General features: G+C 70.7%; 16 protein-coding genes, 2 tRNA genes and 1 other RNA gene. 6 read left to right on the forward strand and 13 right to left on the reverse strand.

All coding sequences use genetic code 11. The features are described 5' to 3' along the window. Positions 1-1,398: DNA polymerase III subunit gamma and tau (locus Pme01_RS30190; RefSeq protein WP_203935985.1), on the reverse strand; the 1,398-nt coding region annotated here is incomplete at its 3' end. Positions 1,399-1,459: 61 nt separating this feature from the next. Beyond that, an RNA gene (gene ffs / locus Pme01_RS30195) (signal recognition particle sRNA small type) lies at positions 1,460-1,556 on the reverse strand. Positions 1,557-1,607: 51 nt separating this feature from the next. Between ffs and Pme01_RS30200 the strand changes: the two genes are divergently transcribed. Together Pme01_RS30200 and Pme01_RS30205 are read left to right on the forward strand one after the other, a co-directional pair. Beyond that, positions 1,608-1,695, forward strand: a tRNA-Ser gene (locus tag Pme01_RS30200). A 247-nt stretch (positions 1,696-1,942) separates the two neighbouring features. Beyond that, positions 1,943-3,562, forward strand: a complete 1,620-nt coding sequence (locus tag Pme01_RS30205; protein WP_168113966.1) for a methyl-accepting chemotaxis protein — start codon at positions 1,943-1,945, stop codon at positions 3,560-3,562. Positions 3,563-3,634: 72 nt separating this feature from the next. On the opposite strand, the gene Pme01_RS30210 is transcribed toward Pme01_RS30205, so the two are convergent. Both Pme01_RS30210 and Pme01_RS30215 read right to left on the reverse strand, forming a co-directional pair. After that, positions 3,635-4,984 carry a fibronectin type III domain-containing protein gene (locus tag Pme01_RS30210; RefSeq protein WP_168113965.1) on the reverse strand — a complete coding sequence of 450 codons (1,350 nt, stop codon included), beginning with the start codon at positions 4,982-4,984 and terminating at the stop codon, positions 3,635-3,637. Between the two features lie 323 nt (positions 4,985-5,307). Continuing rightward, positions 5,308-5,394 (reverse strand) — tRNA-Ser (locus Pme01_RS30215). Between the two features lie 74 nt (positions 5,395-5,468). Here Pme01_RS30215 and deoD point away from each other — a divergent pair. Then, complete coding sequence (gene deoD / locus Pme01_RS30220; protein WP_168113964.1) at positions 5,469-6,176, forward strand: purine-nucleoside phosphorylase; 708 nt, start codon at positions 5,469-5,471, stop codon at positions 6,174-6,176. Between the two features lie 92 nt (positions 6,177-6,268). On the opposite strand, the gene Pme01_RS30225 is transcribed toward deoD, so the two are convergent. The 4 genes from Pme01_RS30225 to Pme01_RS31335 form a co-directional block, all read right to left on the reverse strand. Then, positions 6,269-6,766 (reverse strand): nucleoside deaminase, encoded by a 498-nt coding sequence (locus Pme01_RS30225; RefSeq protein ID WP_338090158.1) that lies wholly within the window; start codon positions 6,764-6,766, stop codon positions 6,269-6,271. Beyond that, a complete protein-coding gene (locus Pme01_RS30230) occupies positions 6,763-7,293 on the reverse strand; it encodes a tRNA adenosine deaminase-associated protein (RefSeq protein ID WP_168113963.1) in 531 nt (176 codons plus the stop codon). Before Pme01_RS30230 ends, Pme01_RS30225 begins: the two co-directional genes overlap by 4 nt. Positions 7,294-7,473: 180 nt before the next feature. After that, complete coding sequence (locus Pme01_RS30235) at positions 7,474-7,647, reverse strand: hypothetical protein (protein WP_168113962.1); 174 nt, start codon at positions 7,645-7,647, stop codon at positions 7,474-7,476. Positions 7,648-7,773: 126 nt separating this feature from the next. Beyond that, positions 7,774-8,340 carry a hypothetical protein gene (locus tag Pme01_RS31335; RefSeq protein ID WP_239088554.1) on the reverse strand — a complete coding sequence of 189 codons (567 nt, stop codon included), beginning with the start codon at positions 8,338-8,340 and terminating at the stop codon, positions 7,774-7,776. Positions 8,341-8,426: 86 nt separating this feature from the next. Between Pme01_RS31335 and Pme01_RS30245 the strand changes: the two genes are divergently transcribed. Further along, positions 8,427-9,152: a M23 family metallopeptidase gene (locus Pme01_RS30245; RefSeq protein ID WP_168113961.1), complete on the forward strand. Its 726-nt coding sequence runs from the start codon at positions 8,427-8,429 to the stop codon at positions 9,150-9,152. Positions 9,153-9,158: 6 nt separating this feature from the next. Here the strand turns inward: Pme01_RS30245 and Pme01_RS30250 are convergent, their stop codons facing one another. After that, positions 9,159-9,860 carry a glycosyltransferase family 2 protein gene (locus Pme01_RS30250; protein WP_168113960.1) on the reverse strand — a complete coding sequence of 234 codons (702 nt, stop codon included), beginning with the start codon at positions 9,858-9,860 and terminating at the stop codon, positions 9,159-9,161. A gap of 211 nt (positions 9,861-10,071) precedes the next feature. Then, positions 10,072-11,079, reverse strand: a complete 1,008-nt coding sequence (gene mtnA / locus Pme01_RS30255; protein ID WP_168113959.1) for an S-methyl-5-thioribose-1-phosphate isomerase — start codon at positions 11,077-11,079, stop codon at positions 10,072-10,074. Between the two features lie 96 nt (positions 11,080-11,175). Between mtnA and Pme01_RS30260 the strand changes: the two genes are divergently transcribed. Beyond that, positions 11,176-12,243, forward strand: a complete 1,068-nt coding sequence (locus tag Pme01_RS30260; protein WP_168113958.1) for a PHP domain-containing protein — start codon at positions 11,176-11,178, stop codon at positions 12,241-12,243. Positions 12,244-12,327: 84 nt separating this feature from the next. Then, complete coding sequence (locus tag Pme01_RS30265) at positions 12,328-14,001, forward strand: DUF885 domain-containing protein (protein WP_168113957.1); 1,674 nt, start codon at positions 12,328-12,330, stop codon at positions 13,999-14,001. 55 nt (positions 14,002-14,056) lie between these two features. Here the strand turns inward: Pme01_RS30265 and Pme01_RS30270 are convergent, their stop codons facing one another. The 3 genes from Pme01_RS30270 to Pme01_RS30280 all read right to left on the reverse strand — a co-directional run bounded on the left by Pme01_RS30270 (position 14,057) and on the right by Pme01_RS30280 (position 17,621). After that, a complete protein-coding gene (locus Pme01_RS30270) occupies positions 14,057-15,625 on the reverse strand; it encodes a DUF6114 domain-containing protein (protein ID WP_168113956.1) in 1,569 nt (522 codons plus the stop codon). An 84-nt stretch (positions 15,626-15,709) separates the two neighbouring features. Then, complete coding sequence (locus tag Pme01_RS30275; RefSeq protein ID WP_168113955.1) at positions 15,710-16,363, reverse strand: DUF6230 family protein; 654 nt, start codon at positions 16,361-16,363, stop codon at positions 15,710-15,712. 550 nt (positions 16,364-16,913) lie between these two features. Then, positions 16,914-17,621: a VOC family protein gene (locus tag Pme01_RS30280; protein WP_168113954.1), complete on the reverse strand. Its 708-nt coding sequence runs from the start codon at positions 17,619-17,621 to the stop codon at positions 16,914-16,916. Positions 17,622-17,794 lie beyond the last annotated feature (173 nt).

The raw sequence follows: 17,794 nt of genomic DNA on the forward strand, positions 1-17,794 counted from the left end.
CGCGGGCGACGGAGGCGGCGCGGTCGCGGGCGACGGAGGCGGCGCGGTCGCGGGCGACGGAGGCGGCGCGGTCGCGGGCGACGGAGGCGGCGCGGGCGATGCCACCGTGGACACCGCCGGGGATGCCGACACGGCGGGCGCGGCAGGTGCGACAAGGGCCTGCGGCGCGGCCGGAGGCGTCGTCGCCGCCTGCACAGCCGGTGCCGCCGCTGGGTACGCCGGTGCCGGCTCGCCCGCGGCACCCAGCCGGCGCTCCATGCGCTCCAGTCGTTGCAGCAGCGCGGCCGAGGAGTCGTCGGCGCCCGGCAGCAGCATGCGGGCCGTGACCAGCTCCAGCAGCAGCCGAGGCGCGGTGGTGCCGCGCATCTCGGTCAGTCCGTTGTGCACGATGTCGGCGAATCGCGACAGCGTCGCCTGACCGATCCTGGCCGCCTGCCCGGCCATCCGCTCGAGCTGGTCGTCGGGCGCGTCGAGCAGCCCCTTGCCGACCGCGTCCGGCACCTGCTGCAAGACGATCAGGTCACGCAGCCGTTCGAGCAGGTCGGATGCGAACCGGCGGGAGTCGTGGCCGGCCTCGGCCACCCGGTCGACCGTCGCGTACGCGGCGGCACCGTCCCCGGCGCTGAGCGCGTCACACATGTCGTCGATCAGGGCGGCGTCGGTCACACCGAGCAGCGCGACGGCCCGGGCGTAGCTCACACCCTCCGGACCGGCGCCGGCGATGAGCTGGTCGAGCACGGACAGGGTGTCCCGGGCGCTACCGCCACCGGCGCGCACCACGAGCGGGAAGACCGCCGGCTCGACCCGGACCCCCTCGCTCTCGCAGAGCTTCTCCAGGTACGGCCGGAGCACCCCGGGCGGGATGAGCCGGAAGGGGTAGTGGTGGGTACGCGACTTGATCGTGCCCAGCACCTTCTCGGGCTCCGTCGTCGCGAACACGAACTTGACGTACTCCGGCGGCTCCTCGACGAGCTTGAGCAGGGCGTTGAAGCCGGCCGGCGAGACCATGTGGGCCTCGTCGATCACGTACACCTTGAACCGGCTGCTGACCGGCGCGAAGAACGCGCGCTCGCGTAGCTCACGGGCGTCGTCGACACCACCGTGGGAGGCCGCGTCGATCTCCATGACGTCGATCGAACCGGCACCGTCCGGCGCCAGGTCGCGGCAGGACTGGCACTCACCGCACGGCTCCGGGGTGGGGCCGTTGGCGCAGTTGAGCGAGCGGGCCAGGATCCGCGCGCTACTGGTCTTGCCGCAGCCGCGCGGGCCGGAGAACAGGTACGCGTGGTGCAGCCGGCCGCTGCGCAGCGCATGCGCCAGCGGCTCGGTCACGTGCTCCTGGCCGATGATCTCGGCGAAGGTGCGTGGACGGTACTTGCGGTAGAGCGCGAGCGCCATCTACGACCTCCCTCGCCGCCGTCGTCGGGCCTGGCGACACGGTAGCGCGCCGGCCTGACAAAGAAGGGGCCCCTCGTGCACCCGTCAGAGCCTGCTTACCCTTGCTGCCTTCCGGCCCTGGGGGAGTTCACAGGATGTACGCCGCACGAGGGGCGACACCTACTGTACCCGGTATCGGGCGGCTGCGACCTATGGGTATCCTTCTCGACGGAGGATTCGCCTAGAGGCCTAGGGCGCACGCTTGGAAAGCGTGTTGGGTTAACACCCTCACGAGTTCGAATCTCGTATCCTCCGCCAGCTCACCAGGGCGAACGACAGGGTCGGTCCGGCTACGGACCGGCCCTGACGTGTGTCACGGGCCACCGCGAATGTCACGGGCCACCGCGAACCGGGCCCGCCTCATGTCCTATGGCGTGGATCACAGCCGACCCTGGTGTCCTCACCCACGCGCCGCCCCGACCGATCAGTTCTTCCGTGCATTTCCGACCCATTAGTCGGAATTCTGCGCTTGCGAAGCACCCAACCTCTGATCGGAGTGGCGCCCATGGGCACTGACAGCACCACCGCCGGTGGGCGTTCCAACTGGTTCGCCGACCGCAGCCTCACCACAAAGCTCCTCGCCAGTGTCCTGGTGGCCTGCCTGACCACCGGGGTGGTCCTGGCCGTCGCGCTGGCCCGCATGGCGACCCTCCGCGACAGCGCGGAGCAGATCCAGAGCCAGGCGATCGTCCCCATCCTGAACGCCAGTGAGATCCGCCGGTCCTACATCCAGGCCCGCGTCGACAGCCTCGCCGACCAGACCCTGGCCAAGGACGCCAGCAGCGCCGAGCACCAGGCGTGGCTCAAGGACATCACCGCCATGAACGCCGCGCTCGACGCGTACGGCAAGAACAACCTGACCGCCAGCGAGCGCGAAACCCTCGACGACCTGCGCAAGAACTGGAACTCGTTCACCGACATCGTCAGCAACCAGCTCATCCCGCTGGGCTGGGCCGGCAAGGTGTCCGAGTGGATGCCGATCCGCAGCCAGAAGGTCAAGCCGATCGCGACGCAGATCCAGGCCGACATCGACAAGCTGATCGCCAGCTCGCAGGCGCGGGTGACGGCGCAGATGAAGGCCAACGCCGACGACTACGCCACCGCCCGCAACACGGTCATCGCGACCGCCGTCATCGGCATGGTGCTGGCCGCGCTGCTCGCGCTGCTCACCATCCGGGGGATCATCTCCGCCGTCCGCAAGGTCTCCACCGTGGTGGACCGGATCGCCGACGGCGACCTGACCCACTCCGCCGAGGTCAACAGCGAGGACGAACTGGGCCAGATGGCCCGCGGCCTGGACGCCGCCACCGAGCGGCTGCGCGAGATGGTCGGCGCCGTGGCCAACAGCGCACAGACCCTGGCCGGGTCCAGCGAGGAGCTGACCACCGTCAGCAAGCAGATCGCCGCGTCCTCCGAGGAGACCTCCACCCAGGCCGGCGTCGTCTCCGAGGCCGCCGAGCACATCAGCCGCAACATCCAGACCCTCGCCTCCGGAGCCGAGCAGATGGGCGCCTCGATCGGCGAGATCTCGTCCAACGCCACCGAGGCGGCCCGGGTCGCCTCCGACGCGGTCCAGGCGGCCACCACGGCCAGCACGACCATCAACCAGCTGGGTACGTCGTCTGCCGAGATCGGCAACGTGATCAAGCTGATCACGTCGATCGCCGAGCAGACCAACCTCCTGGCACTGAACGCCACCATCGAGGCGGCCCGCGCCGGCGAGGCCGGCAAGGGCTTCGCCGTCGTGGCCAGCGAGGTCAAGGACCTGGCCCAGGAGACCGCCCGGGCCACCGAGGACATCGCCAAGCGCGTCCACGTCATCCAGGGTGACGCCGGCCACGCCGTCGAGGCCATCAGCCGCATCGGCGACGTCATCGGCCGGATCAACGACTACTCGATGATGATCGCCTCCGCCGTGGAGGAGCAGAGCGCAACCACCAGCGAGATGGTGCGCAACGTGGCCGAGGCCTCCACCGGCGCCTCGGACATCGCCGGGAACATCACCAGCGTGGCCGCCGCCGCGCAGGAGACCAACACCGGCATCGCCGACACCAACCGCGCCGCCGAGGACCTGGCCCGGATGGGCAGCGAGCTGCAGCAGCTCGTCGGGCGGTTCAAGTACTGAGCGGATGAATGAGACGAAGGCCCGGACCACACAGGTCCGGGCCTTCGTGCTCTTCTCAAGAGCGGTGGCGGGTCAGAGCTGGGCCGTGGCGGCGTTCCGGCGCCTTCCGGCGCGAAGGAAGACGAATCCGACCAGTACCAGCCCGATGGCGACGCCAGCGATGACGAACGGCTGGCCACCGGTCACCGGCAGGCCGGACGACGCGGCGATGGTCACGGCGATGTCCTGGCTGAGGGGCAGGCCGTTGAGTCCGGTGCCGACCACCCGGGCGGTGTGGCCACCGGTGAGGTTCTTCGGCAGCGCGGTCGTCAGAGTGGCGACGCCACTGGCGTTAGCGTTCACGGTGCCGAGCAGGACCGGATCCGAGTGCAGGTAGAAGTCGACCGGAGTACCCGGGCGGTATCCCTCAGCGACCAGGGTGACGGTGCCGCCGGGCTGCACCGAGGGCTTGTCGATGGACAGGTTCTTGCTGGTAACCGGCGTGGGGGTACCCGGGTCGCTGGCGGGGCTGGCGTTCGAGTCGCCGGCACTGGACCGGGCGACGACGGTGAAGGTGTACGCCGTGCCGTTGCGCAGGCCGGCGATGACGCACGAGGTGGCGTCGGCGGGCCCGGCACAGGTCGCCCCGCCGGGGTTTGCGGTGACGAGGTACCCGGTGATCGACGCGCCGTTGGTGGCCGGAGCGACCCAGCTGATTTCCGCGGCGCTGTCGCCGACGACGGCCGTCGGCTTGGCCGGAGTCGCCGGTGGCTGCGGAGCCGCCGGCCGGGCGGTTCCCGTACGGGTGGCCGACTGGGTTCCGGTGTATCCGCTGCCTGCCTTGGCTGTCGCGGTCACGGTGACCGTGGCGCTCCCTGCTGCGGTCAGTCCGGTGACGGTGACCAGGCCGTTCGCGTCGACCGTGGCGGTGGCGTCACCCGTGGCGCTGAGCGTGTAGGTGTACCGGGTCGTGTTGTAGTCGGTGATGGTGAAGGTGAACCCGTCCGCGGTGGCCGTTGCCGGACTGAGCGCCGGCGCGACGGCCGAGAACGGCGGCCTCGCGATTGATTGCAGAGACGTGCCGCTCGGGAGCAGGTTCGCGCTGACCTGCACGGTGGAGGCCTCGTCCGCGGTCAGGCCGGTGACGGTGGCGAGAAGGGGCCGGTCGCCCTTGTTCCAACTCGTACCGCTGATGGTCGCCGTGCCGGCGGACGGGCTGAGGGTGATGCCGGTGGCTCCGTTGAACTGGGCGTCGATAGTCACCTCGAAGGTGAAGCCGTCGGACGTCCGCTCCGCCTTGGCCAGCAGCAGCCCGTGGTTGGCGAGCGCCGGCGAGGCGGTCGCGGTCACGACGGCGGCCGAGCCGCCCAGGGCGAGGACGCCGGCGAGGATCGCACGACTGAGACGACCCGCACCCCGTCCGCGTGATCGAAGAGTTTGCACGACTGAACTCCGTTCTATGGCTGGGATCGACGGCTGCGCGGTGCGAGGGGGGCGCGTGTCAGCAGTCCGAGAAAGGATTACATGCCATAACGGGTTAACTTGAGCAAAAGGTGCGTAGCCGCACCATATTGAGACCATCGAAGGTCATGCTGGTGTCGGATCGGGCAAGTCCGCCGTCCAAGAGGGCGGCGTACCCGACCCGGTGGTAGGGACCACTCGGCCCGCAGGTCGCCGAGGAAGGCGCCCTGATACCGCAACTGAGACCAGACAGAAAAACGCCCGGCGACTCACTCGGAGTCGCCGGGCGTCTGCCTGTTACAGAGCGGTGGCGGCGGGATTTGAACCCGCGGAGGGGTTGCCCCCTCACACGCTTTCGAGGCGTGCTCCTTAGGCCACTCGGACACGCCACCGCCGAGAAGGGTACCCGATCGCTGAACCGCCCGTCGCGCACCCCGGCCGAACGCCACCTGGCAGGATCAACCGCATGAGTACGCATATCGGCGCCAAGCCGGGTGAGATCGCGGAGCGGGTCCTCCTACCGGGTGACCCGCTGCGCGCGAAGTGGATCGCGGAGACCTTCCTCGACGATGCGAAGTGCTACTCGACGGTCCGCGGCATGTTCGGCTACACCGGGACCTACCGCGGGGTACGCGTCTCGGTGCAGGGCACCGGTATGGGCATGCCGTCGGCCTCGATCTACACCCACGAACTGATCAACGAGTACGGCGTGCAGACGCTGATCCGCGTCGGCAGTTGCGGCGCACTGTCGACGGACCTCAACCTGCGCGACGTGATCGCGGCCAACGGGTCCAGCACCGACTCGGCGATGAACCGGGTTCGCTTCGACGGCCTGGTCGACTACGCCCCGGTCGCGGACTTCGGGCTGCTGCGCACCGCGGTCGACGTCGCCGCCGCCCGGGGCGTCGAGATGACCGTCGGGCCGGTCCTGGCTGCCGACGCGTTCTACACCGACCGGCCCGACCTGTACGACCGGCTCGCCGACTACGGCGTACTGGCGGTGGAGATGGAGTCCGCGGCGATCTACACGATCGCGGCGCGGTACAAGGCCCGCGCGCTGACCATCCTGACCGTCAGCGACCACATCCGTACCGGCGAGAAGACCAGCGCGGAGGAGCGCGAGCAGACGTTCAGCCAGATGGTCGAGGTTGCCCTCGACACCATCGTCGCCTGACATTCGGCCCCTTGATCGTCGTCCCCTTGCTCGTCACAACGTCCGGCACGTTGTGACGAGCAAGGGGCGACGGCGGCGGTCACGGGAACGATCTAGCGGCGGCGGCCGAAGAAGTCGAGCAGCAGGGCAGCGCACTCGGATTCGAGGACCCCGGCGTAGACCTCGGGGCGGTGGGTGAGCCGCCGGTCCCGCACGACGTCCCACAGCGAACCCACCGCACCGGTCTTCGGCTCCCAGGCCCCGAAGACCAGGGTGCTCACCCGGGCCAGTACCAGCGCGCCGGCGCACATGGTGCACGGTTCGAGCGTGACGACGAGCGTGCACCCGTCGAGGTGCCAACCGTCGCCCCGGACGGCGGCGGCACGGCGCATCGCGACGATCTCAGCGTGGGCGCTCGGGTCACCGCTCAGCTCACGCTCGTTGCGGCCGGTGGCGAGCTCCTGCCCGTCCGGCCCGTACAGGACCGCGCCGACCGGTACGTCATCGGTGTCGCGGACGGCCTGGCTGTCGCCGGCTGCGACCTCCAGAGCGCGCCGCATCCAGGCCTCGTGTCGGGCGCGGCGCCCGGCACCCCCCGGCTGATGGCTCACCCCTCGCGCAGCTCCTCCATCTCGTCACCGCACCCGATCGCCTGGCACAGCTCCGCGGTCACGTCCGAGGGCAGCATGCCGTCCCGGGCACACAGGTCCAACAGCCGATGTGCGGGTACGCCGAGATCAAGCAGCAGGTCCGGGTCGCCGACCGGCTCGACGTCGGCCTCGATGGCGACGCCCTCCTCGTCGTCGGAGTCCTTGCGGGCGTGCTCCGCCCCGCCTGCCACCTCGTCCAGGTCGAGGGCCGGCTCCTCGACGTCACCGAGCAGGAGTGCCCCGATCCGGGACTCCTCCGAGAACGTCGAGTCCGAGCCGAAGACCCTCAGGTCCTCACCTTCGTCGAGGCGCAGCACCACCAGGTACGTCTCGTCGGACTCGACGAAGAGCAGCGACACCTCCGCGTCGGTGTCGACCTGACGCAGCAGGTCGGCCACCTCTTCGATGTCCGAGGACCCGGACAGGTCCAGTTCGGTCGCGGTCCAACCATCGGATCCGCGGACGGCGGCGGCGGCGAAGTACGACACGGTCCCCCCGGGTCAATTTGTCGGTGCTGTGGGAACCCTTTGAACAACGGCGTCCCCCAGAGCGGACGCTAGCGAGGATATGCAGCCGCGGTGTCCGCCGCCCATCGAGCCGGCAGTGACACCCCGGCGTGTCGCACCACGGGGTGACCCGGTGTCCGGATCGACGTACCCCTGGGTCGCCTACCCGGCGAGGCGGCGGCGCGCGGCGATGAGCTCCCGGATCCGCAGCCGGTCGGCTCGCACGCGTCGCGGCTGCGCCGGGTCCCGCAGCGTCTTCGCGTCGGCCAGCTCGGCCAGAAGCCGGAGCCGGCGCCGGCGCCGGTCCGGGTCGAGCCGCTGCAGCGTCAAAGCCATATGGCTGAGACTGATGGTCCGCCGCGCGTACGTCAAGACGGTCCGCCTTCAGCAATCACAGTGGCACGAAAGGGTACCCACGCCAGCACTTTCCGCATCCTCGACAACACGATGAGTACAAGTACGTCACCAGAGCAGCCAGGTGCCGCCGATCCACCGGACCGTCACAACGATCATCGCGATCGCCAGGCCCATTGCGGTCGACACGGCCAGCCCCACGGCCGCGCCACGGTCGCCCATCCGGGCCAGCAGCAGGGTGACCAGCCAGGCGACCAGGCCCGCGAGGATGGTTATCCACGCGTACGCGCGGGCGGTGGAGGCCAGCAGCCCGAACAGCATCATCCACAGGCCACCGCCGACCATGCCCAGGGCGACGGCTCCGCCGCGGATCGGAAACGGCTCACGGAAGACCGGGCGGGACGGCCCGGGCGCCGTCCGCAGCACGTCGACCTGGGGTCGCCGGCTGGGCCAGACATACGGGCGCTGCGCCGCACCAGGGGCGGGCGGCGGACCGTACGCGGGCGGCGGACCGTACGGGTACGGCGGGCCGTACGGGTAAGGCGCCGCGCCGGCGGGCGCCCACCCGGGCGGGGGCTGCGCGCCGGGTACCGGCGCCGGCTGCGGCCAGCCCATGTCGGGAGGTGTCCACGGTGGCGTCCGGCCCGTACCCGGGCCGGTCGCGTTCTCGCTCATACCACTCTCCACCACCCGGCAGCCTATCGTGCGCTCCGCAACCGACAGGGCAGCGTTCGGCAACCGGCGACTGGCAGTATGGGCGGGTGCCTGGCCGTCTATCTCGTGTACTCGCCCCCGGACTGCTGGCCGTCGTCCTGGCCGGCGGCTGCGCCGGCCCGTCGGCGGTGTTCAAGGCGGGCGCGTCCCCGAGCGCCCCCCAGCCGTCGTCCGGTGCCGCGCCGTCGACCGGGCCGGCACCGAGCCCCTCGGTACTCGCGGCGCCCAGCGTGTCGGCCGCCGCCCAGGTGCACCGGGTGTTCCCGGTGGCCGGCAACGCCAGCTACGGGCACACCCACCACGACTACCCGGCCACCGACATCTTCGCCGCGTGCGGCTCGCCGGTACGGTCACCGGTCGACGGTGTGGTCCTCGAGGTGAGCCGGGTGGACGACTTCGATCCGAAGCACCCGGCCGGCGAGGACAAGGGCGGCCTGTCGGTGTCGATCCGGGGCGACGACGGCGTGCGCTACTACGGCTCCCACCTGGCCGCGGTCCAGAACGGCATGGACGCCGGCACGCGGGTACGCGCCGGCGTGCAGGTGGGGCTCGTGGGCAAGACCGGAAACTCCAGCAACGTGTGCCACCTGCACTTCGGCCTGTCGCCGGTCTGCGCGGGCACCGGCGACTGGTGGGTACGCCGCGGCGTGTTCTACCCCTGGAAGTACCTCGACTCCTGGCGCGCCGGCGGCAACCTCTCCCCCGTGGACGAGGCCGCCGCCTGGCAACGCGGCCACGGCTGCCCGACCGCCCCTACCCCGGGGACGCGCTGACGCGTACTACTTCGCGGTCAGCGAGGGGCGACGAAGCCGCTCACGGAGCAGGATCCACAGCGCCTCGACGCCGTCCATCGCCGTGATCTTCTTGCCCTCTTCGCGGGTACGGGCCCGGTAGCTGATCGGCAGCTCGTACGGGCGGTAGCCGTTGCGCAGCAGCTTGCCGGTGACCTCGGCCTCCATGCCGAAGCCCTTCGATTTGATGTTGAGCGAGCGGTACAGCTCCAGCGGCATCAGCTTGAAGCAGGTCTCCAGGTCGCCGATGTAGCAGTTGAAGAGGATGTTCGCCGCGGTGGTGACGCCCCGGTTGCCCATGACGTACCAGAACGAAAACGAGCTGTGGCCGCCGAACGTGCGATTGCCGTAGACCACGGTGGCCCGCTCGTCGAGCACCGGGGCGAGCAGGCGCGGGATGTCCTGCGGGTCGTACTCCAGGTCGGCGTCCAGGATGACCATGTACTCACCGGTCGCCTGGGCGACCGCGGTCTTGATGGCCGCGCCCTTGCCCTGGTTGCGCTCGTGCAGGACCACCCGGAGCCGGGGGTCGTCGGCGCGCTGGAGGATCTCGCGGGTGCCGTCCTTGCTGCCGTCGTCCACGACGACCAGCTCAACGTCACAGGGGTAGTCGACGTCGAGCGCCTGCTTGAGTGCCTCGGGGAGGCGTGCCTCCTCGTTGTACACGGGCATGAGGATGGACAGCTTCACGACACACTCCGAGATCTGGGGCGAGGACAGACGGACGTAGCTTAAGGGCTTGCGGGTTTTGGTTCACCCGACCCCTGACACCTGGTGCCCGCGCCGACCGGTCGACCGGATCACCGCCCCGTCAGACCAGACGAAAGGTACAAACGAGACAAGCATCAAAGGAACGCGCGCGTCCCAGACAATAGACGAAAGACCTTGATCCTGTGCTCCGTCAGGCCGATCGGTACGAACCCATCGTCTCCCCCTTGTCCAGGCGGATCACCCGCCGGTCGGTGACGATCGCGGTCACCAGCGAATGGGGCGTCACGTCGAAGGCGGGGTTGACCGCGTCGGCCCCCGCCGGTACGGACGCCACGCCGTGGAACGACACCACCTCCGCCGGGCCCCGGTCCTCGATCTCGACCGCGTCGCCCGAGGGCGTGTCCAGGTCGACGGTCGACTCGGGCGCCACCACGAGAAACGGGATACCGGCGGCTCGCGCGCCCAGGGCATGCGCGTACGTTCCGACCTTGTTGACCACGTCACCGTTGGCGCAGATCCGGTCGGCGCCGAGGATCACGGCGTCCACCTCACCGCGCGCCATCAGGAACGGCCCGGCACCGTCGACCGCCACCCGGTACGGGATGCCGGCCCGGTCCAGCTCCCAGGCGGTCAGCCGGGCACCCTGCAGCAGCGGCCGGGTCTCACTGGCGATCATGCCGGCCAGCACGCCGCGCCGGTGCAGCTCGAACGCGACCGCCAACGCGGTACCGCCGGTCACCGTGGCCAGCGCGCCGGTGTTGCAGTGGGTCAGCAGCCGCGGCCGCTCCCCGCACAGCGAGGTGACCACGTCGGCGCCGAGCCGGCCCATCCGGTCGGCGCTGTCGACCTCCTCGTCGCGGATGCGCAGCGCCTCGGCCAGGACCGCGTCCGACCCCTCGGGCAGCCGGGCCGCGGCCCGGTCGACACAGCGGGCGAGGTTGACCGCCGTCGGGCGCGCGGTGCGAACCAGATCGACGGCGGCCGCCAACGCATCCGGATCGCCGGCGAACTGGCGGGCGGCCAGGGCGACCCCGAAGGCGCCGGCCACGCCGATCGCCGGCGCGCCGCGTACCGCCAGCCGGCGCACCGCCGCCACCAGTTCCTCCACGGTGGACAGCCGCAGCACCCGGGTGACGTCGGGCAGCGCCGTCTGGTCGATGATCTCCACCACGCCGTCGACCCAGTCGATGGTCCGCATCGCCCCAGACTAATCAGTGCCTGTCGCGTCCCGGCCCGACCGCCTGTCGGCCTGTCCGCCCTCCGCACGTACCGCGATGTGACTACGGTCGGATCCATGGCGGACCGTGACCCCATCGAAGACCTGCGTCGCATCGCTTTCCTACTCGAGCGCGCCCACGAGGCGACCTACCGGGTGAAGGCGTTCCGGACGGCCGCCGCCGCCCTGGCCGCGCTGCCCGCCGACGAGATCGCCGCCCGCGCGGACGCCGGTACCCTCACCGAACTCCCCGGGGTCGGCGAGGTGACCGCCCGCTGCGTGGCCGAGTCGGTGGCCGGGGAGGAGCCGGTCTACCTGCGGCGGCTGCTGGAGACCGCGGGCACCGACCTGGACGAGGCGGCCACGGCGCTGCGCAGCGCCCTGCGCGGCGACTGCCACAGCCACTCCGACTGGTCCGACGGCGGATCGCCGATCGAGGAGATGGCGCTGGCCGCGGTCGAACTGGGCCACGAGTACCTGGTCCTGACCGACCACTCGCCCAGCCTGAAGGTGGCGCGCGGCCTGTCCGCCGACCGGCTGCGCGAGCAGTTGGACATCGTCGAGGCGCTGAACTCCAAGCTCACGGACCTGGCCGCGCAGGGGGCCATGAAGCCGTTCCGCCTGCTCACCGGCATCGAGGTCGACATCCTGCTGGACGGTTCGCTCGACCAGGACGACGACCTGCTGGCCCGGTTGGACATCGTGGTGGGCTCGGTACACAGCAAGCTGCGCGACCCGTCGGACGCGATGACCAAGCGGATGGTGACAGCGCTGGCCAACCCCCACCTGGACATCCTGGGGCACTGCACCGGGCGGCTGGTCACCGGCAGGAAGGCGACCGGCCAGAACAAACGGCCGGAGAGCACGTTCGACGCGGACGCGGTGTTCGGTACGGCTGCGGAGTACGACAAGGCCATCGAGATCAACAGCCGCCCGGAGCGGCTCGACCCCCCGAAGCGGCTGCTGCGCCGGGCGTACGAACTGGGCTGCCGGTTCAGCATCGACACCGACGCGCACGCGCCCGGCCAGCTCGACTGGCTACCGTACGGCTGTGCCCGCGCCGCCGCCTGCGGCGTGGGAGCCGAGCGCATCGTCAACACGATGCCGGCGCAGGCGCTGCTCGAGTGGGCCGCCTCCCACGGATGATCTCCCTTGACCGTACCCTCGGGCAGGTTGACCAGGGTGATTGCGGCGAGCCCCCGAACCTCGCCGTCAACTAGGGTCGAAGGCGTGGACCGTGTAGATGACATCGCCAACCGGTACGTGGATGAGTGGGCCAAGCTCGACCCGACCGGGGCCACCCACGCCGGCATCGCCGGCCGTGAGGACCGGATGACGGACCTGTCGCCCGAGGGGTATGCGACGCTCGCCGGGCTCGACCGGCGTACGCTCGCCCAGCTCGACGCCGTGACCCCGGCCGACGAGCGCGAACGCGTGGCCAAGGAGGCGATGCAGGAGCGGCTGAGCCGGGCCCTGACGCGCTACGACGCCGGCGACGTGACCAGCGAGGTCAACGTCATCACGGGCGGGCTGCACTACATCCGTGGTGTGTTCGACCTGATGCCGACGTCGGGCGAGGAGGCCGCGGCCAACATCGCCGCGCGGATGGCGGGCGTACCGACCGCGCTGACCCAGTGGCGGCAGACCCTGCTGCGCGCGGCGGACACCGGGCACGCGTCGCCGCGCCAGCAGATGATCGAGGTCGCCAAGCAGTGTGACATCTGGACCGACCCGAACGGCGACAACTTCTACGCCGGCCTCGCCGAGCGGGCCGGCGCGGGGGCCTCCGAGGCGCTGCGCGCCGACCTCCGCCGCGCCGCCGACCGCGCCCGCGAGGCGACCATCGAGACCGGCCGGTTCCTGCGCGAGGAGCTCGCGCCGCGGGGCCGCGAGAAGCAGGCCGCCGGACCCGAGCGGTACGAACGCGCCATCGGGTACTTCCTCGGCGCCGAGGTCGACGTGCACGAGGCGTACGCCTGGGGCTTCGACGAGCTGGCCCGCCTGGAGGCGGACATGCGCCAGGTCGCCGAGAAGATCGTCCCGGGTGGCTCGATCGACGACGCGGTCGCGGCGCTCGACGCCGACCCGGCGCGCAACATCACCGGCAAGGAGGCCTTCCGCGACTGGATGCAGGAGCTGGCCGACCGCGCGATCAGCGAGCTGAACGGCGCGCACTTCGACATTCCGGCGCAGGTACGCCGGATCGAGTGCTGCCTCGCGCCGACCTCGGACGGTGGCATCTACTACACCGGCCCCAGCGAGGACTTCTCCCGTCCCGGGCGGATGTGGTGGGCGGTGCCGCACGGCATCACCACGTTCTCGACCTGGCGTGAGGTGACAACGGTCTACCACGAGGGCGTGCCAGGTCACCACCTGCAGGTGGGGCAGACCGCGGCCCGCGCCGAGCTGCTCAACCGCTGGCAGCGGCTGCTGTGCTGGGTCTCCGGGCACGGCGAGGGTTGGGCGCTGTACGCCGAGCGCCTCATGGACGAGCTGGGCTACCTCGCCGACCCCGGTGACCGGCTCGGCATGCTCGACGGGCAGGCGTTCCGCGCGGCGCGCGTGATCGTGGACATCGGCATGCACCTCGAGCTCGAGATTCCGCGCGACAACCCGTTCGGCTTCCACCCGGGTGAGCGGTGGACGCCTGAGCTGGGCTGGGAGTTCATGCGGGCGCACTGCCGGGTGCCGGACGAGAACCTGCGCTTCGAGGTCAACCGGTACCTCGGCTGGCCGGGGCAGGCCCCCTCGTACAAGATCGGTGAGCGGATCTGGCTGCAGGCTCGCGCGGAGGCGCGGGCCCGCAAGGGCGCCGATTTCGACCTGCGCGAGTTCCACCGCAACGCGTTGAACCTGGGCTCACTCGGGCTGGACCCGCTGAAGGCGGCGCTCGCGCGCGTCTAGTCCGGCCTGGAGCCGATGGGCGCGCGTCCGGCTCGGCCGGACGCGCGCCCGTCCGTCACACCTCGCTGACGTGCATGTTCGGTGCCCTGAGCGTGTCGGAGCGCACCAAGACCAGGTCGATGACCGGGTTGGTGAAGGTCAGCACCGGCAGGGTCAGCGGCGGCGGCATGTCCGGCGTGAAGGTGACCGGGATGCCGGGGAGGCCGGGGACGAGCGTCAGCTCGCCCTGGAACTTGGTCGTGTAGAACTTGACGGTGCGCTTGCGCTTGCCGTCGCGCTCCTTACCCTGGCTGTCGATGGTCAGCGAGTCGCTCGTGATCAGAGTGCTCTTGCCGTTGGGCTCGCGCACCTTCAGCTGGAACGGCAGCGTGACCGACGTCTCCATGGTGAACTGGAGCGCCCGGACCGGACCCGTCTTCGTCTGCAGCTCCACCACACCGTCGTAGGTGGAGTTGACCATCGTCACGGACTGACCGGTGATGACCGCCTGGGTGGAGGCGGGCATCGGCAGTCCCGGCGGGACCTTGGCGGTCTTGACCACGCCCGGTCCCAGGCACGGCACCGCCGATCCGGACGCCTTGGGCTGACCCGGCTTGACCGACGGCAACGCCGGCAGGCCCGGCAGCGCCGGCAGGCCGGGCAGCAGCCCTCCCCCGCCGGCACTCGGACTCGGGCTCGGGCTCGGCGACGGGGCGGGAGCCGGACTGACGGAGTCGCCCCCGCCGAAAAGTTTCCCGACGCCGTCGACCAGGCCGTTCCAGACCCCGATCAGCGGGTTGTCACCGCCGGGGGCCCCGGACGGGTTCGGCTGGGGGGTGGCCGAAGAGCTCCTGCCCGGCGACGCCTTCGGGGTCTTGGGCGCCTTCGAGGCGGAGGCGCTCGGGTTCGGGCAGGGCGCGGCGTACGCGGGCGTGGGCGCGTGCACGACCGCCACCAGCGCGGCGGCCAGGGTAACCGGTACCAGTGTGATCGCCAACATCCGGCTCGAGCCTCCGCCGGAGGACGGCGGCTCGGGCTGGCCGTGGCGGCCGCCACCGGACTCCGGTACGCCCCACCGCTGGTCGGTGTTGTCCACCTCGCGCGGGATCTCGTACCCCGGCGGGCTTCCGTACGGCTGGCCGTGGTCGTACCGCGGTCGCGGGTCGGCGTACGGCTCCGCGAACCGGTCGTCGACCCGCTCGGGCACGGTGAACGCCGCCGCCGGCTCCGGGCCACGAGGCGCCGTCGCGGCCGCCGGCAGCGCCACCGGCGACCAGGCGATGGCGAGGGCACCGCCGACGATGCCGAACAGCACGCCGACGAGGAAGCCGCCGAAGTTGACGCCGATCAGCGAGTACACGGCGACGAGCGAGCCGAGGATGCCGTAGAACATCCGCAGGTGCGGCGTCATCCAGGTCCCCGCGCCGCAGAGCACCAGCATCGCCGGCACCACGTACGACAGGAATCCGGTCGGCCCGACGTGGACCTCCATCGCGCCGAGGTTCATGTTGCCGCTGAGGAAGAGCTCGACGCCGGACAAGATCAGGAACAGCCCCGCCCAGAACGGCCTCGTCCGCCGCCAGCGGCGGAAGCCTCCCCCGTCCCCGGTGGGTTCAGCCGCCTGCGACGCGTGTGCGGTTGGCACGTACTCCTCCAGCGTTCAAGGTTCGGGAGCCGGGGCACGGGCGAGGCCCGCGGCCGTCAAGACCGCGGGCCTTGCGTACGCGTATCACTTCTTGGGGTCGGGGAAGCACTCCTTGGGCCCCTGGGGGTTCACGTCCACGTAGAGGTGCAGGCCGTTGAGTGCGAAGGTGCCGGCCGAGGTGGACCAGGCGACCTGCTTGAGGTTCTTGATCTCGACGTCCGAGGCCTGCTGTGCGAAGGAGCCGGACTGACCCTTCACGTCGGGGCCGGCGGCGTCCAGCGTGCCCGCGTCCTGGCCGATGTGAATGTTGGTGAACGTCGCGTCACCCTGCAGATCGGCCATGTCGATCAGAAGGTTCGTGGCGTGCGCGGGGGCGTCGGGGTCACCACCGGCGTTGATGACCAGGCTCACCGGCATGCCGGGCACCTTCACCGACTGGCACAGGTTGTACAGCCGGGCGTCGGCGATGCCGGACGTCGCCACCGGGACGTCCTTGGCTTTGCCCGTGGCTTCGTCCTTGGGGTGCACCGCTCCGCCGTACTGGACGAAGCCGGTGCCCACGAGCCGGTCGGCCGAGACCTTGAACGTCTGTCCGGAGACGGCGAACGACGCGGCGATCGCGCCGTTGGACATCCCGAACACGATGGCGCCCGCGGCCGCGGCGGCGGGCAGCACCACGGCGGCGAACCGCCGCCACCTGGTACGGCCCGGAGCCAGGTCGCCTTGCGCATCCTTCACGGAGTTCCTCCTCGCGGGTGATGTCACCGAGCGGCTGCCGGGGGGTGGCAGGGGGGTGCTGGTGACGAGATGCGTGAAGCAAAGGTCTGCACCACACCGGACCAGACAGGGTGAATGCCCTCAACGGTGGGCGCGCGAGTGATGTTGCCGTGACCCGGATCCGCATTCAAGCCCATGCTACCGATTGGTAACTATCGTTTCCCGTGATCGGCACTCTCAGTAGTGGAAAACGACATTCCGACCCGGCCACAGATAGGCATCGGTCCGACAAATTCGTCGCAAAAGGAGCGAGAAGGATCACCATCTGTAGTCATCCGCAGCCTTTATCACAGTTCTATAACAACGCCCACGGCCACCTCGGACCCCGCCCGCACCTGCAATCAGGCTCACTATCCGCTGATCAAGGAGGCACCCTCCGCAAACTGACGGCTCACCTCGACGACCGGCGTCAACCCGCGAGGTTGCGCGTGAGTCGACGGGTCGGGCACGGCCGTCACGCACCGCAACAACCCGCCCGCCGCGGCGTTACCGCCTCCCCGGGACGGCGGCGCTACCTCTTCGCCGGGAAGGCGCAGAACTCGTTGCCCTCCGGGTCGGCCAGCACCCACCACGTGATGTCACCGCCCGGTTCGCGCAGCACGACCGCCCCGGCCTCGACGAGCGCGTCCGGGGCGTCCCCGGTCAGGTCGACGTCCCAGTGCACCCGGTTCTTGACGACCTTGGGCTCGGGGACCTCCTGGAACACCCAGTACTGCCACGGGAACCCGGCCGCCCCCTCGACCCAGGCGAAGTAGCCCTTGTCAGAGCGGACGGCCTTGCCACCGGTGACCTCGGCCCACCAGGTGGCCTGCGCCCACGCGTCACGGCAGTCCACCACCAGCTCGAACACGCCCGGGGGCTTGGCCGTGCCGGAATCCGGCGGGAACGCGCAGAACTCGTTGCCCTCGGGGTCGGCCAGCACCCACCAAGGGTCGTCGCCCGGTTCCCGTACGACCGTGGCGCCCGCCCGCAGGAGGGCCGCCGGGGTCGGCTCGACCAACCTCAGGTCGAGGTGCACCCGGGTCTTGACCGTACGCGGCTCCGGCACCGGATCTATCCAGAGCACCTCGGCGGAGCTACGACCGGGCCCCGGTGCGAGTCGGGCCGAACCGTCACCCCGGTCGATCGGTGACGAGCCGAGCAACGCTGCCCAGAACCGAGCCTGCGAAAGCGCGTCGTCCGCATCCATGCACAGGTCTTTGAAGCTCGCCGGGGTCATACATCCATCTTCGTCCAATCGACGCGAGGATGCTCGACGACACCGGACAACTCGCCCATCCGGGTACGGAGAAGGTGATCGTGCCGGCCGCTAGGCCCGCGGTCCGGCGCTGTGCGGACCCGGCCGCTACGCCTGCGGGTGCAGCTGCCGTTCCCTGGCCCGGGCGCTGATCT

Source organism: Planosporangium mesophilum (assembly GCF_016863255.1).
In the GTDB taxonomy this organism is placed as follows: Bacteria; Actinomycetota; Actinomycetes; order Mycobacteriales; family Micromonosporaceae; genus Planosporangium; species Planosporangium mesophilum.